This is a genomic window from Pedobacter albus (assembly GCF_036324255.1).
GTDB classification, from domain to species: Bacteria; Bacteroidota; Bacteroidia; order Sphingobacteriales; family Sphingobacteriaceae; genus Pedobacter; species Pedobacter albus.
In genome coordinates this window covers 192564-207668 of sequence record NZ_JAZDQT010000002.1, presented here as the reverse complement: position 1 = coordinate 207668, position 15105 = coordinate 192564, and the positions used below count along the sequence as shown (strand labels likewise).

16 protein-coding genes and 1 tRNA gene are annotated in these 15105 nt (G+C 43.4%); 5 read left to right on the top strand and 12 right to left on the bottom strand.

From position 1 onward, the window contains the following. Positions 1 to 59: 59 nt before the first annotated feature. Positions 60 to 545, bottom strand: coding sequence for an ABC transporter ATPase (locus tag VRU48_RS10710; protein ID WP_330107919.1), 486 nt, complete (start codon positions 543 to 545; stop codon positions 60 to 62). A gap of 51 nt (positions 546 to 596) precedes the next feature. Between VRU48_RS10710 and VRU48_RS10705 the strand changes: the two genes are divergently transcribed. Beyond that, a complete protein-coding gene (locus VRU48_RS10705) occupies positions 597 to 1082 on the top strand; it encodes a hypothetical protein (RefSeq protein WP_330107918.1) in 486 nt (161 codons plus the stop codon). Between the two features lie 89 nt (positions 1083 to 1171). Here the strand turns inward: VRU48_RS10705 and VRU48_RS10700 are convergent, their stop codons facing one another. Together VRU48_RS10700 and VRU48_RS10695 are read right to left on the bottom strand one after the other, a co-directional pair. Further along, positions 1172 to 1960, bottom strand: a complete 789-nt coding sequence (locus tag VRU48_RS10700) for a (Fe-S)-binding protein (RefSeq protein ID WP_330107917.1) — start codon at positions 1958 to 1960, stop codon at positions 1172 to 1174. A gap of 122 nt (positions 1961 to 2082) precedes the next feature. Beyond that, positions 2083 to 3378 carry a 4Fe-4S dicluster domain-containing protein gene (locus tag VRU48_RS10695; protein WP_330107916.1) on the bottom strand — a complete coding sequence of 432 codons (1296 nt, stop codon included), beginning with the start codon at positions 3376 to 3378 and terminating at the stop codon, positions 2083 to 2085. A 235-nt stretch (positions 3379 to 3613) separates the two neighbouring features. Here VRU48_RS10695 and VRU48_RS10690 point away from each other — a divergent pair. Together VRU48_RS10690 and VRU48_RS10685 are read left to right on the top strand one after the other, a co-directional pair. Continuing rightward, a tRNA-Phe gene (locus VRU48_RS10690) sits at positions 3614 to 3686 on the top strand. An 86-nt stretch (positions 3687 to 3772) separates the two neighbouring features. Further along, positions 3773 to 4447 carry a hypothetical protein gene (locus VRU48_RS10685; RefSeq protein WP_330107915.1) on the top strand — a complete coding sequence of 225 codons (675 nt, stop codon included), beginning with the start codon at positions 3773 to 3775 and terminating at the stop codon, positions 4445 to 4447. Positions 4448 to 4654: 207 nt separating this feature from the next. Here VRU48_RS10685 and VRU48_RS10680 read toward each other — a convergent pair whose 3' ends face one another. Both VRU48_RS10680 and VRU48_RS10675 read right to left on the bottom strand, forming a co-directional pair. Next, positions 4655 to 5185, bottom strand: coding sequence for a ferritin (locus tag VRU48_RS10680; RefSeq protein ID WP_330107914.1), 531 nt, complete (start codon positions 5183 to 5185; stop codon positions 4655 to 4657). A 97-nt stretch (positions 5186 to 5282) separates the two neighbouring features. Beyond that, positions 5283 to 5648, bottom strand: coding sequence for a hypothetical protein (locus VRU48_RS10675; protein WP_330107913.1), 366 nt, complete (start codon positions 5646 to 5648; stop codon positions 5283 to 5285). Positions 5649 to 5804: 156 nt separating this feature from the next. Here VRU48_RS10675 and VRU48_RS10670 point away from each other — a divergent pair, with 156 nt between their 5' ends. After that, positions 5805 to 7076, top strand: coding sequence for a hypothetical protein (locus tag VRU48_RS10670; RefSeq protein ID WP_330107912.1), 1272 nt, complete (start codon positions 5805 to 5807; stop codon positions 7074 to 7076). A 16-nt stretch (positions 7077 to 7092) separates the two neighbouring features. Here the strand turns inward: VRU48_RS10670 and VRU48_RS10665 are convergent, their stop codons facing one another. The 3 genes from VRU48_RS10665 to VRU48_RS10655 form a co-directional block, all read right to left on the bottom strand. After that, positions 7093 to 7539: an SRPBCC domain-containing protein gene (locus tag VRU48_RS10665; RefSeq protein WP_330107911.1), complete on the bottom strand. Its 447-nt coding sequence runs from the start codon at positions 7537 to 7539 to the stop codon at positions 7093 to 7095. Positions 7540 to 7685: 146 nt separating this feature from the next. After that, complete coding sequence (locus tag VRU48_RS10660; RefSeq protein ID WP_330107910.1) at positions 7686 to 8099, bottom strand: VOC family protein; 414 nt, start codon at positions 8097 to 8099, stop codon at positions 7686 to 7688. Between the two features lie 202 nt (positions 8100 to 8301). Further along, entirely contained in the window at positions 8302 to 8877 is a 576-nt protein-coding gene (locus tag VRU48_RS10655; protein WP_199139772.1) for a thymidine kinase, read from the bottom strand. Between the two features lie 94 nt (positions 8878 to 8971). Here VRU48_RS10655 and VRU48_RS10650 point away from each other — a divergent pair, with 94 nt between their 5' ends. Then, a complete protein-coding gene (locus tag VRU48_RS10650; protein ID WP_330107909.1) occupies positions 8972 to 10057 on the top strand; it encodes a DUF8457 domain-containing protein in 1086 nt (361 codons plus the stop codon). A gap of 438 nt (positions 10058 to 10495) precedes the next feature. Here the strand turns inward: VRU48_RS10650 and rodA are convergent, their stop codons facing one another. The 4 genes from rodA to mreC are packed head-to-tail and all read right to left on the bottom strand — an operon-like array spanning position 10496 to position 15077. Further along, a complete protein-coding gene (gene rodA, locus VRU48_RS10645) occupies positions 10496 to 11758 on the bottom strand; it encodes a rod shape-determining protein RodA (protein ID WP_330107908.1) in 1263 nt (420 codons plus the stop codon). Then, the gene (gene mrdA, locus VRU48_RS10640) at positions 11742 to 13733 is read right to left on the bottom strand and encodes a penicillin-binding protein 2 (protein WP_330107907.1); all 1992 of its coding nucleotides are present in this window, start codon (positions 13731 to 13733) and stop codon (positions 11742 to 11744) included. Before mrdA ends, rodA begins: the two co-directional genes overlap by 17 nt. Beyond that, complete coding sequence (locus tag VRU48_RS10635; protein WP_330107906.1) at positions 13733 to 14248, bottom strand: rod shape-determining protein MreD; 516 nt, start codon at positions 14246 to 14248, stop codon at positions 13733 to 13735. Before VRU48_RS10635 ends, mrdA begins: the two co-directional genes overlap by 1 nt. After that, positions 14238 to 15077 (bottom strand): rod shape-determining protein MreC, encoded by an 840-nt coding sequence (gene mreC / locus VRU48_RS10630; RefSeq protein ID WP_330107905.1) that lies wholly within the window; start codon positions 15075 to 15077, stop codon positions 14238 to 14240. Before mreC ends, VRU48_RS10635 begins: the two co-directional genes overlap by 11 nt. Positions 15078 to 15105 lie beyond the last annotated feature (28 nt).

Sequence of the window (15105 nt, the reverse complement as noted above, 5' to 3'; positions counted from 1 at the left end):
AATTGAATATAACAAAAATATCTACAAAATGTTTAGGAAACCGGTTGGTTGGAGGCCTTTTAGGCGCTTAACTGCTCGGCAAAGATGGATTTGTGCCAGCTGTTTTCCAAAGGCACTTCCCATTTTTCTTCCAGTTCTGCCAAATTTTGAACCAGGTTGTTGAACACGATGGTTTGCGGTCCGATTTTTTTGATGCTGATCAGGGTTTCGAAATCTTCCTTGGTGTTTACATAAACCTGCTCGTCGAGTTTGTAGGCCATGTTAAAGCGATCAAAAAGATCTACGCCATAGGTATTTTCGATTTCTTTGAGGATGCGTACCGACGAATCGATTGAACAGCCAGTTGCCGAAGCACTATCCTGATCGACGATCAAAACAATAAAAAATCCATAACGAATTTCTGCCTTGGCCTTAAGCTGATGTCCATGGGCAGTCCATTGCGCAGTAAACGCGTCCAGCTGCTGCTGGATTTCCTGGGTTTCCTTTTCGGTAAACTGGCGATTGCTTTGGTAGATCCAAACTCTAGATTGTGGAGAAAAAGTCATAGTTCAAATTTATCATTTTATTTAATTTACTGACGTTAAAACATAACGACGATGAAAAAGTTTACATTGAGCTTAAAAAAGAGTGTTTTCTTTTCTTCCTGCCTCGTGCTGTGCGTTTTTTCTGGCTTCAACAGCGCAGAAGAACATACGGTAACCATTCAGCAGCTGCTTACCAAATATCATGATAATGATGCTTTGGGCAGGGACGTAAAGCGCTTTGAAATCAATGTTACCAACACTGGTTTTTGTCGTTACCGCAAGGTTTTTAACAATGGCAAGCAAGAATATTTTGCCTTTAACCTCTCTCGTTTAAAAAGCATGGATTACTACGGCAACGTGGAGCGGGGCGAACTTTACCTGCGCACCAAAAATGACGACGTTATTGTGCAGACCCGCAACGACAAAAAAGGCGATATCGATTCGATGGGTACTTACCTGGTTATTCCGCTCAAGAACATCAACGTTGAACAGCTGAACGAACTTTCACTCAACTTTAAGCAGGTAAACGAGAGTTTGCTGGTGGCCAGCAATAAGTAGGCGACAAGGCTGAAGGTGGAAAGGATGAAGGCATATGGAAATAGGGCAGGTGTAGCTTAAGCCTTACGACCCTCCGCCTTTAACCTCCGTTATAATCCGTTTGCCCTTGCAGTAATCTCGGCAATGTCGAGCACTTTGACTTCCTGCTCTTTGTCTTTTAGCTTTACGCCATCATTAAGCATGGTCATACAGAAAGGACAGCCAGCTGCAATAAATTGGGGCTCGGTGCTTAAGGCTTCCTCAATTCTTTCAATGTTGATGTCTTTGTTGCCTTTTTCGGGCTCCTTGAACATTTGGGCACCACCGGCGCCACAGCATAGGCCATTGGCTTTGCAACGTTTCATTTCAACCAGTTGTGCATCCAATACCTCTAGGGCTTTGCGAGGCGCTTCGTAAACGCCGTTGGCCCTGCCCAGGTAGCATGGATCGTGGTAGGTGATTTTTTTGCCTTTAAAGCTCTCGCCGTTTTCGCCTTTCAGTTTGCCCTCGGCAATCAAGTCTTGGATCAATTGGGTATGGTGAATGACCTCGTAAGTGCCTCCCAGGCCCGGATATTCGTTTTTAATGGTATTAAAGCAATGCGGACAGCCCGTTACAATCTTTTTGATGTTATAGGCATTCAGCACCTCGATATTGGTCATGGCCTGCATTTGGAACAGGAACTCGTTGCCCGCGCGCTTGGCCGGATCGCCGGTACAGCTCTCTTCGGTGCCCAATACTGCATATTTGATGCCCACATGGTGCAAGATCTTGCAGATGTCGCGGGTAATTTTTTGTGCACGTTCGTCATAGCTTCCGGCACAGCCCACCCAGAACAATATTTCAGGCTCTTCGCCCATGGCCATCAATTCGGCCATTGTAGGTACTTTAAATTCCATATCTCGTATTGCGTAGGGCGATTTAGTGTAAAGCACCCTTGTAATTTAATCTTTAGTTTTTTTATCCTAGCCTTTCGGCTTCAGTCTTTAAACTTTGGTCTTTGAGCTTTAGTCTTTCCGCTTTAATTTCCCTCGGCCCAATTAAACCTATCGGCCGGCGAATATTTCCAAGGTGCACCGTTGTTTTCCACGTTGCCCAGCATAGCATTGATGCTGGCTGGAGCTACCGATTCTTCCATAACGGCAAACCTGCGCAGCTCTACAATAATTGCCAAGGGATCGATGTTGATGGGGCAGGCCTCGGTACAGGCATTGCAGCTGGTGCAGGCCCAGATTTCTTCGCGACTGATGTAGTCGTCGAGCAAGGACTTGCCATCTTGGTGGTCAGCGCCATGCTTTTCGATGTTTTTGCCCACTTCTTCCAAACGGTCGCGGGTGTCCATCATAATTTTGCGTGGCGATAAAAGCTTACCGGTTATATTTGCCGGACAAACCGAAGTACAACGGCCACATTCAGTGCAGGTATAGGCGTTCATCAGGTTTACCCAGCTCAAATCGTTTACGTCTTTGGCGCCAAAACGGCCCGGTGCTACCTCCGCTGGAACAAACGAAGGGTCGAGCATGGCTTTTACCTCGTTGGTTACGCTGGCCATATTGGTGAACTCGCCTTTAGGCTCCAAATTAGAGAAATAGGTGTTTGGAAAGGCGAAAAGAATATGAAAATGTTTTGAATAGGGCAGGTAGTTCAAGAAAGCAAAAATGCCTACAATATGGAACCACCAGCAAATACGTTCGATCAAAATCAAGCTGTTTACGCTATTCGGCAACAAGCCCTGCAGGTAAACACTTACCGGAAATGCGCCTGCGGCTTTGTAATGCTCGGCATTTAATGCTTGGAGCTTGGCATCGGCGGCGTTCATCAGCAAGAAAGCCGTCATGAGCAGGATTTCGGTGATGAGGATATAGTTGGCATCCGATTTTGGCCAGACTTTCATTTCTACGCCATTAAAACGCTTCAGTTTCAAGATATTTCTGCGGATGAGGAAAATGGCGCATGATGCCCAAACGCCCAAGGCCAGGAACTCAAAAGAGCCAATCAGGAAGTTGTACAGGCCACCAAGACCAGCAAATATGCGGTGGCTGCCAAAAATACCGTCGATCATGATTTCGAGTACTTCAAGGTTGATGATCACGAAGCCAACATAAACCAACAAGTGGAGAACAAAAGGCACAGGCCTCACGGCCATCTTGGTTTGTCCGAAAGCTACTTTAAGCATGGTAGCCCATCTTTTGGCCGGTTGGTCGCTGCGGTTGGCCGGCTTGCCTAATTTAATATTGCGGATAACCTTGCGTACGTTGAGGCTAAAGAGCGCTATGCCTGCAATAGTAAGGATAACGAAGACGATTTGTGCTATCATTTTTTATGTTGCTACTTGGTTAGGCTAAGTTAAAAGTTTTAGGCTTAAAAAATATTATTATGCAAGCATAAAATTTAAAATTTAGAATCGATATGAATAGAATTGCTTTTGAATTGAAATTTAAGTGGCTGATTTTGAGTGTAAATGCTGTTTTTGTGCTAAAAGCCTAAAAGAAATATGAAAAAATGTTTTGTCTTTCAAAAAAAGAAACTACATTTGCAATCCCAAACGGGCTGGTGCCTTAGCTCAGTCGGTAGAGCAAAGGACTGAAAATCCTTGTGTCGCTGGTTCGATTCCAGCAGGCACCACACCAGTAAAGCCTCAACGAAAGTTGGGGCTTTTTGATTCTATAATATTCTAGATTAATGCTTAAGTTCGAATAAATAAACGAAGTATGAGTCCCAAAGGGCTATTTAAAGATATTGATCTAGAAGATATTGAGGATTTACTTGACCAGATAAGTAATTCCTTTTCAATTGAATTTGTATATGGTGATTTTAATCATGTAAAGACTTTCGGGGAGTTTTGTGATGTTATAGTAGGGAAGATAAGGGGTGAAAATTCTGATGATTGTACAAGTCAGCAAGCTTTTTATAAACTTAAGCAAGCTATTTCAAAAGAATTTGGATGGCCTGTTGATATGATTTCGACAAAACTATTATTAACGGAGATTTTTCCCAAAAAAGATAGACGATCCAAAGTAAAGCAACTAGAAAATCACCTAGGTTTTAAACTTGACCTTCTGGTTGCACCTTATTGGGTTACTTGTTCGTTGGCGCTCTTGTTGCTAAGCTCTTTTGGGATGTTCTTTTTTAGCTGGAAAATTGCGCTTGTGGCACTTGGTCTTTCTATTTTTTTGTTAAGCCTTTCGAACAGCTTGGGCAATCATTTAGCTCTAGAAACCCTTGGACAGCTTAGCAAAAGCGTAACAAACAAACATTATACAAAAGTAAGACGCAAAGAAAATACAGTAAATAGGCGTGAGGTAGAAGAAATTATAAAAGATTGGTTTATTGAAGTCTTCTGTATCGAAAGGGAAGATCTTAATAAAGAAACCCAGTTAATTTAACCGAGTTCACCCCATAGGGCAATTCTTGCACCTCTTGCCCCGGAGGTACTTTTCGCAGCACTCTTTCTTCTTCTTGTCCTTCGATTTGTGCTTGTCTTTCTTCTTCTTTTTGTCTTTTTTAGACATGGCCTTGCAATTCTTTATCAATATAAAACAAAAAAGGCACATATTGTTTCAATACGTGCCTTTTATTCGTTAAATAATAGCCTAAGCTTCGCTGTCGTAGCTGATCTGGCCTACATGTTTGTCGATCTGCCATCTGCCGGTACCTTCTTCGCCAATGACGTCGAACAGCTCCAGGGCGCGACGGGCTTTGTATTCTTCTTCTCTTTGCTCTCTGAAGAACCAGTTTAAGAATTCTAAGGTTACATAATCCTGTTCTTTGTGGCAACGGGCCGCAATATTTTTGATTGATTGGGTAATGGCAATCTCTTGGTCTAAAGCTTCTTCAAAAACCTCGCGGAAAGAGTTGTACTCGCCTTTTACATTGGTGATTTCTGGAGAAACCGCGTTACCACCCATATCCAGTACATATTTAAAGAATTTCAGCTGGTGCTGTCTTTCTTCCTCAGCCTGTTTGAAGAAATAATCCGACGAAAAATCGTAGCCGTTTTGGTTGCACCACGAAGCCATAGAAAGGTAAATAGCTGATGAGTGGGCTTCTTTTTTGATCTGTTGGTTAATGAGAGTTTCTATATCGGCAGAAAGCAAACATTTTACACGCATAATGTCTTTCATGATCTTGGTCTTTGAGTAAAACTATATAACAAAAATAGCGCTAATATGTTGGCCCAAAGAATTTAAAGGCAATATGGAAAGATTCTAAGTCCAATCATTAACAGGCCAGACGGTGCAGGCGGTCGTAAATGATATGGTTAAGTTCGAGCATGGTAAAGGCGCCTTGCAACAGTTCTTTCAGCTTGATGATCTGCAAAAGCGAAAGCACGTAACAATGATCGCAGGCACAGATAAAGATGATTTCTACGTCGGCACTTTTATCGCTGTTGAGCAAAAGGCCCTCAATGTCGATAAGGTAAACCGCTTTTTTGAGTTTGAGGAGATTACGGTAATCGAAACGGGCCAACTTGCCTGCAAAATCAATATACCAGCAATTTTCGCTGTCAGATTGATAGATAGCACCTTCGGCAGTGCTAAATACTTCGGCAAAGTTGATGGAAGGGATTAAAAGTGTTTCCTGCATTGTAAACCTGTTCAATTAACGGCTACAAAAATGGTGTTTATTTGGATTTATTCCAAATAAAAAGTGCAGAATAAATTCCTCGTCGGATTTTTTGTCGATTTGCCATTCGGTTTTTTCAAATAAAATCGGTTTCTTTAGGCTATCAACCAAATATTTATGGAAAATACCCTACAAAAATGGTCCACCTTGGAAAGGTTGGTTTTTAGATTCGCTTTCCTGCTGTTGGGCCTATTCATGGTTTTCTTTAACAACGGAACGCTGCCTATGTTCTATGTAATCATGAAATATCCCCTGTCGCTATTGCATGTTTTTATTCCCTGGCTGGGCAAGGCTTGGCTCAAACTTCCTTATCCGATTACAGAATTTACCAATGGCAGTGGTGATACCACCTACGATTTCGTGGTTTTGCTTTGCGTGGCGGTTTTGGCCCTTGTTGGAACGCTGGTTTGGAGCCTATTGGATCGGAAACGAACAAACTATAACCGCTTGTTCTATTGGCTGAGCGTGGCCGTTCGGTTTTATGTCGGAGCCATGCTCATTAATTACGGCATGGTAAAGGTGGTCCAATTGCAGTTTCCGGCGCCAAACCTGTTTCGTTTGGTGACTACCTATGGAGAATCTTCGCCTATGGGACTGGCCTGGACTTTCCTGGGTTTCTCTAAGGGTTATAATCTTTTTATGGGGATAGCCGAAGTGTCGGCGGGATTGCTGTTTTTTAGGAAGACGGTTACGCTAGGGACCATTATTTCGCTCATGACTACGGCCAACATCATGGCGGTAAACTACTTTTACGATGTGCCGGTTAAGATTGTAACGACTGCTTTGGTGGTGATGTGCCTTTTCTTGTTGGCTCCAAACTTTGTGAGGCTATTTAATTTCTTTGTGAGAGGCCATGGCGCTACCTTGAGAACCTTGGAATCGCCAGTAGTTGTAAAAAAATGGAAAAGAATAACAAAATATAGCCTGAAATACCTCTTGATTGCCTTTATAGTGATAGGCAGTATTTGGAAAGTCGTATCGCTGAGATCGGTATACGGTCGCGATGCACCCAAATCGTTGTTGTACGGTGCCTATGAAGTGGAAACATTTATTAAAAACGGACAAACCATTCCGAAGGAAACAGAGCGGGCCGACCGGTGGAAGATGTTGATTTTGGAGAGCCCCGATGAGGCCGCCATTAAAATGCCCAACGGCGAATACAGCTATCCTTTTGTGAGAATCGATACGGCCAAAAAGAAAATGGTGTTCAGCATTACTGAAGACATGAAGGCTCCAAGTACGTTGGATTACCGCTTACCCGACTCGAACAAGCTATGGCTTAAAGGCGTTTTGTTTGGCGATTCCGTAGAAATTACCCTAAAGAAAATGCGGTTCGAGCTTACCGAACGCCAACTGAACTGGATTAACGAAAGGCCCTATAACCGATAAGATTTAAGCTGGGAGCTTATTTTTCTGCCAGCTCTTTTACTTTTTGAAGGGCTTTTGGCCATGTGTTTTCAAAATATTCGATCATTTTGGCATCAACGCCACTCAAATCCATTTCAATGAGCAGGTTGGTAGTACCGTTGGCTTCTTTAAGCGTATAATTTTCTTGGGCACCGGCCCATTGTTTGATCTGCTCGCTTTCATAATCTTCAACGCCGTTGTCGTAGCCGCCCAGGTGTTCGATAGACATGAATTGATTGGGTATATTGTCGACAATGCGCGAAACCATGCCGCGGTTGCTGTTGTCTACAAACAAGACCTTGCTTCCTTTTTGCCAATCGGTTTCGGCGCGCGAACCCTCGGCAAAGACGATGGTCCAAAGTGGATAGCTGCTTGCATCCCAAAGTACGCTCCAGACTTTGGAGGCGGGAGCATTAATTTCGACACTGAATTTCATCTTTTCCATGATTATAGTTTTTAATGAGGCTTGAGATATGAGATTAGGGGCTATAGGTGATGAGCCATCAAGTATCTTTGCGGTTAAGTTTTAAGTTAGCCTATTTCGCTAACCCAAAACTTGTCTTAATTCCTTAATGGTTGAAATCAACTGTGTTATCTTGGCAGTTTGCTAAAATCCATGTACAATACGCTCCAGCGATGTCCATCTGGGTCTATAAAACCGCCACCGTACATCCAGCCGTCTTTTTCGCCACCTTTGGCATAAATGCTTCCCCCTGAGTCTTCGGCTTTCTGCAAAAGCGAATCAACTTCGTCGCGATTTTCGGCATCGATAGAAAAAAGTACTTCGGTTCCGTTTTTAGGATCGGCGGTACGGTCGTTGCAAAAGCCTTCGAACAAATCTTTGGTAAACAGCATGATGACGAATTTCTTGTCGCCAACCAATAGAGAAGCCATGTTTTCGGTAACTGGCTGGTTCTGGTTAAGCGTAAATCCAATCTGGGTAAAAAAGGTTACCGAACGTTTAATGTCGTTAACAGGCAGGTTCAGCCATATTTCTTTGGTCATGATTTTTTGTTTTAAGTTTCAATACCTAAAGTTCAAGAAATCTGAAATAAGAAAGGCAGGTGGTATGGGACAAATTTAAGGTGCAAAGACGACAGCTTCATTGACAATTGACGAGTTACGAATTACGATTGATAGTTTGATTCAAGATTGATTTAATCTAAAATCGTCAATCACAAATCGTCAATCTAAAATCGTACTTCTCTTAGCCTAAAGCATGATAGCAGGCTCGGCAACGAGGCTCGTAGCTTTCTTTTTCGCCCAGGAGCACCTTGGCTTCGCTGGCCACGGTACGGTACGAATATACCGCCGGACTGCCACATTGCATGCACACCGCATTTACTTTGGTTACGTGCTCGGCAATGGCCATGAGCGCTGGCATGGGGCCAAAAGGCTTGCCCAAAAAATCCATGTCTAAACCTGCAATAACCACCCTGATGCCTTTTAAGGCCAGCTTGTTGCAAACTTCGGGCAATTCGTCGTCAAAAAACTGCGCTTCGTCAATTCCAACCACTTGCGTGTTGGTACCCAATAGCAAAATGGCCGAAGAACTGTCGACAGGGGTAGAAGGGATTGAATTCAAGTCGTGCGAAACCACGGCGGTTTCATCGTATCGCGTATCGGTTTTGGGTTTGAATATCTCTACGTTCAGCTTGGCAATTTGTGCGCGTTTCAATCTTCTGATCAATTCTTCCGTCTTTCCCGAAAACATGGAACCGCAAATTACTTCGATGCTCCCGCTAAATTCGCCTCTTCTAAAATTCTGCTCGCTGAATAACATTTGTAAAGGTATTTTAGCCAAATATAAAAGAATTTTATAGTACTTTTGATTGTCATTTACTAACATAAAACCTTCAATTTTTCGTTAAAAAGCTATGATGAAGCAGGAAGATCTTTTCAAGAAATTAGGACTGATACTAAACGAGCTCAACGATCAGTATCAGTTTTTGGCTCAGAACCCACAACAGCTCAACGAGTTAGAACTCGAGCTTTTCCATGCCAATGCCAATTTCTTAGCCGATCATGTGCAGATCATCAAAAAAATAAACCAAGCTCCACAAACGCCTTTGGCTATCCCGCCGGCCAACGAAACAATTGTTGAAACACCTCAAAGCGCAGCACTGACCATTGATAACGACGTACAGGAAGCACAGCAGATAGAAGCCGTAGCTTTTGCCGAGGAAATAACCGAAGCACCCGTTGCCGAACCAGAAAAAGAGGTTCAGCCTGCACCCGAACCTGAGCTTGAAACCATCGAACAGGAAGTTTTTAAACTGGACAACGAGCCTTCAACTTTCGAGTTTATCCTGAACGACCATGCCGAGCATGAGCAGTTCGATTTTGAAGAGAAAAGCGTAGATGAGATTTTCGACCGACCCTTAAGCGAGGAAGAAGAACGCATCCTGGCCCAAAAAATAAAACTGAGTCAACAGACAGCAGTTGCAGAGGCACAAGAAATAGAATTGCCGGAAACTGAAGAAGAACCAGCCAACGAGGAGGAAGACGAAATTGGACCGGAACCATTTTTGGTGCATAAGGAAGAAGCAAAGGAAGAATTTCCGATTGTGGCCGCCGATCTTGACCTTCAAGAAGCACCTGTTGCCGAAACCCAAGTCAATACTGCCGAGCCGGTTGAAGACCCAAGCTACAAACCTACTTTAAACGATATCTTGGCGGGTAAGACAGCTGCTAACAACATTAACGCCAGCGCAAATACAATCGCAATTAAAGACCTGAAGCAAGCCATTAGCCTTAATGATAAATTGCTCTACATTAAAGATTTGTTTAATGGCTATAACCTGGCCTATGCCGAAGCCATCGATCTGGCCAATAAAATGCAGAATTTTGAATCGGCGGATGCGTTTTTCCAAAAAAACTATGCCGTTAAAAACAACTGGGCCGAAAAACAAGCTACGGTTGATAAGTTTTATGCCTTGCTCAACCAACGGTTCAAAGCGTAGCTTTTATTAGTTCATTGGTTCACTAGTATCATTGGTTCATTGGTCATTGTTGCTTGGCGCTACTGCCAACTGACCATTGTCTATTCTTATCAAAAATTTATCTTTTAGTTCATTGGTATCATTAGCTGATTGGTCATTGTTGTTGACGAAACTGCTAACTGGCAATTGTCTACTCTTGTCAAAAGTTTACCTTTTAGTTCATTGATATCATTGGCTCATTGGCTGATTGGTCATTGTTGTTGACGAAACTGCTAACTGGCAATTGTCTACGTCTTATCAAAAATTTACCTTTTAGTTCATTGGTATCATTGGTTCATTGGCTGATTGATCATTCGACTGGCGATACTGCCAACTGCTTACTTTAGGAAGATCTCTGGATGCTAAACATCATGAAAAGTGAACCTTCTAACTGTTCAACCTTCGCACATTTCAACTTTCCTAGATGAATCCCATCCGGTTCGAATCGAGTTTCAGGAAGATGAACAAGAGGATGGTAAAGCTCCATAAAGAAGAACCCCCATAACTGATAAAAGGCAAGGGAATACCAATTACGGGCATAATGCCAATGGCCATACCGATATTGATAAACACGTGGAAGAAAATAATACAGGCCACGCAATAGCCATACACCCTCGAAAAGGCAGACCGTTGTCGTTCGGCAATATTGATGATGCGGAGCAAAAGAAAAACATAAAGTCCGATAACTACAAAACAGCCGATAAAGCCCCATTCTTCGCCGATGGTAGAAAAGATGAAATCGGTGCTTTTGGCAGGCACATAGCCGAATTTGGTTTGGGTGCCTTCTAAATAACCCCGGCCTTTAAACTGACCGGCGCCAATGGCAATTTTAGATTGGATTACATTGTAGCCGACACCTTTATTGTCGGTTTTAAGGCCCAAAATAAGTTCGATACGTGCGCGCTGGTGCGGTTGCACTACATTGTAGAACAAGAACTTGGCCACAAACAAATAGCCTATGGCAATCAGCGTAATAATGCCAATGCTGATGATTTTTTGCTGACGCTTTCTGTTGTAATAGATAAATAACCCGCCTAAGGCCAAGATACAGCCAATTAATAAAACCGGACTTAAAAAAAGGTTCAAGATAAAGAGCAATACCATTCCCCAGAAAATGATTAACAAATAGCCCGGCAAGCCCTCACGGTATAAAGGGAACATAAACGACAAGAAAACCAGGGTAGAGCCCGCATCGGGTTGCAACATGATGAGGCCCATAGGCAACACGATAATTGCCGCGCAGATCATAATCGGCTTAAACGAATTGAGCTTTACGTTAAAAGTACTGATATATCGAGCCAGGAGCAGGGCCGTGCCAAACTTGGCAAATTCGGAAGGTTGCAAACGGAACGAGCCGATTGGAATCCAGGCTTGGTTACCTCCCACATTACGGCCAACACCCAGTACCACCAATAGCAAAATCATGGTTACGCCGTAAATAATGGGCGCAAATACACTGAAAAACTTGGCATCAAATAACAGGATGGAGAAGCCTACCACCAAAGCCGCAATCACAAAATACAATTGCTTGCCATAAATGGTCGCAAAGCTAAAATCCATAGGTTTTGCCGGATCATAAACGGTGGCATATATGCTTACGCAGCCAATAATGCACAAAGCCATATAAATGAGGATGGTTACCCAATCTACATTAAAAAAGAAACGGTTACTTTGTTGCTGCATTGTTCTTTGGCTTAATGGCTGTTTTGTTAAACGGGCTGGTATGAAGTACGGCTTGTTTCGGTGTCGCTTTTTTAAGGCTGTCTGCCTGGTGCAGGCTATCGGTTTTGCTGATTACTTTAGTGACAGGTTTTGCTGCTTTCAGCTCTGGCAACAGGTTGGCGGCTTTATACATGTCGATGGTACTGCCGTTAATCCTTCGGCCCGTTAACGTATCGGTTAAGTACTTCTCGGTAATGTAACTGGCAATTGGTGCGGCATAGGCACCGCCGTAACCTCCGTTTTCAATAATAACAGCAATGGCGATTTTCGGATTGTCGCGTGGGGCAAAGCCGATAAATACAGAGTGGTTTTTGCCACGGTTGTTTTGCACGGTACCCGTTTTGCCACACATGATGATGTTCTGCAGGCGCGATTCGGTAGCGGTTCCCCAAGAGCTGTTTACGGCATCCTGCATGCCATCAATTACCGGATCAAAATACCTGGCATCAATGTCGACATAGTGTTTTTCCTTGTATTTAGGGTCGATGTGCCTATCGTTGCCAATGCCTTTTACCACGTGCGGCTTAATGTAGTAGCCTCTGTTGGCAATAATAGCCATGATATTGGCCATTTGTAGCGGAGTGGTGGTAATTTCGCCCTGGCCAATAGCCACCGATAAAATAGTGGTATTGCCCCAGTATTTGCCATGCATTTTGGTATAGTCTTCTTTTCTGAAAAGCTTGTAGGCCTTCTCGGCCGGAAGATCGATGCCCAAAGTATCTCCAATGCCAAATTTGCGCACCATATTCTGCCATTTTTCGTAAGTGGCTTGCTGACTGGCACTCGAAGAACCGTTTTGGGTCATGAGTTTAGCAAAAATGCTGTAGAAATAGGTGTTGCAAGAACGGGCAATTCCTCTTTTTAAGCTAATGTTGCCATCAACGTGTTCGCATTTAAATTTACGGTTACCCGCCCAATAATAACCCGGGCAATTGAAGGTGGTATTAACGTCAACCACACCCTGGCTCAAGGCAATCAGGGCATCCAAGGGTTTAAAGGCCGAGCCCGGAGAATATTTGCCCTGAAGCGGCCTAATGATAAAAGGCCTATAAGGATTTGCATAGAGTTCGCGGTAGTTAGGACTAAAATTACCGCCAACCAGCTTGTTCGGATCATAGCCAGGACTGCTTACAAAAGCCAATACTTCGCCTGTGCTGGGCTCAATGGCTACTACGCTTCCTACTTTATTGGCCAATAGCTGTTCACCCAGCTTTTGTATCTTACTGTCGATGGTCGAAACCAACTGATCGCCAGATACTGCCAGCGAATCGAGCTTGCCATTGGCATAACTGCCTTGAGGTATGTTTTTGGCATTGTAGAGGATGTTTTTTACCCCTTTGGTTCCTCTGAGTACAGGCTCATATTCACGTTCAATACCACTCTTGCCGATATAATCGCCCGAGCGATAGTAGCCACCATAACGTTCGATGTCTTTGGGGTTGACTTCGCGCAAATAACCCAAAAATTGTCCTGCTATGCTATCGGGATAGTACCTGATGGTTCTTTGCTGCACATAAAAGCCGGGATAGTTGTATATTTTCTCCTGCAGCGAAGCGTAAGTTTGCACCGACAGCAACTTTTGAAAAATAGAGGCCTGGAATTTGGATTGTACTACGGCTTTATGGAATTTCTTCCTGAAATCTTCCATGCTGATGCCGATTACATTGCAAAGCGAAAGCGTATCGAAATCTTTTACTTCGTTAGGCGTAACCAAAAGATCGTAGGTAGGTTGGTTTTGTGCCAATACCTTATTATTGCGATCCACAATCACTCCTCTTGCCGGGTACACATAAAACCGGCGCAAGGCATTGTTGTTGGCGCTGGTAAAGTATTTGTCGGTTCCCACTTGGATATAGAACAGATTGCCAAGCAAGATCAAAGCCAAGACGATGAAAAGGCCTTGAATGGTGTATTTTCTGTTAAACAGCTGTTCCATTAGTTTGCCTTTCTGTTATGGAAAATAAACTCAACCAACAGCACCAAAAAGAAGGTAAACGCTACGCTTATCAGGCAACGCACCAAGGTATAGGAAATTTCGTTCAGCTTAAAAGCCTCTAGGAAAAATACAACCAGGTGATGCGCCAAAATACACAAGATGGCATAAATGCTGAACCATTTGAAGCCCATATTGCCCAAAGAAGGTTCGGGTTCGTCAAAGGCGTCGCGGGTTACACTGACCGAAATAAAGAGGATGCGTACAAAAGCCAAGGCCACGCAGGCCGAAGTGTGTACGCCAAGCGTATCATAAAAGGCATCGAGAGTTAATCCGGTGCCAAAAGCGATTAAAAACAGCAACAGGTTGGGAATGCCAAAAGGCAGCACCAATAAAAACAAGACGTAGACGAATGGGGTAGAAAGGTTGTAGAAACCCATGTTGCGCAACAGGAAAATCTGTACGAACAAAAGCACAAACCATCTGAAAATGTTAATGAATATGGTTCTACTGTTCATTGGGCGTATTGCTTTCTAGGTTTTTTTGTTCTTTGGCCAAACGGTCTTTCACTACGTAAACATACTGCAACGTACTGAAATCATTAAAAAGTTCTATTTCTAAAGGCATAAAACTGTCGCCACTGGCCACGCGCGTTTTGCTGATGCGGCCTACTTCTATGCCCCTTGGAAAATCGCCGGCACCCGAAGTAATGATGGTATCGCGCAGGTTTACCTTGATGTGGTTGGGGATTTCCTTTACATAGGCCTTTCTGAAATCAAAATTGCCGTCGCCCCATACCAAAGAACCAAATACGTTGTTTTTCTTTAAGGTTACGCTAATCGAAGTGCCTTTATGCAGTAACGAACGAATGGTGGCAAAGCTTGGCGAAACATCCTGGATAAAACCTACCACGCCTTTGTTAGGCGAAATCACGGCCATATCCTTTTCAATGCCACTTAAGCTTCCCCGGTTAATGGTAATGATGTTATTGCGGCTGGTAATGGAGTTTTTGATCACTTTGGCGGCTACCAAAGTATATTGCTCGTTGTTGGCGCTGTCTTTAACCTTAGTGGTTTTGCTGCTGTCGATGTTTTTGAGGGCAATCAGCTCTGTTCTCAGCTTGGCGTTTTCCTGCGCCAGGCTATCGTTTACCTGGCCAAGGTTCAGGTATCTTTTCAGTACGTTTAAACGTTCGTAGGCGCTGCCAACCACTTCGTTTGTAGAGTTGAGCGCAATACTCCGCTGGTAGGCATTGTTTTTTAGGGTCAACACAATGCCGACCGCAAAAAAGATAATGAAAAAGAAGAATGCGTTGTATTTACTGATGAAAAGCCAAAGGTTACGCATCTTGATTTACGATTTTAGAATGACGATT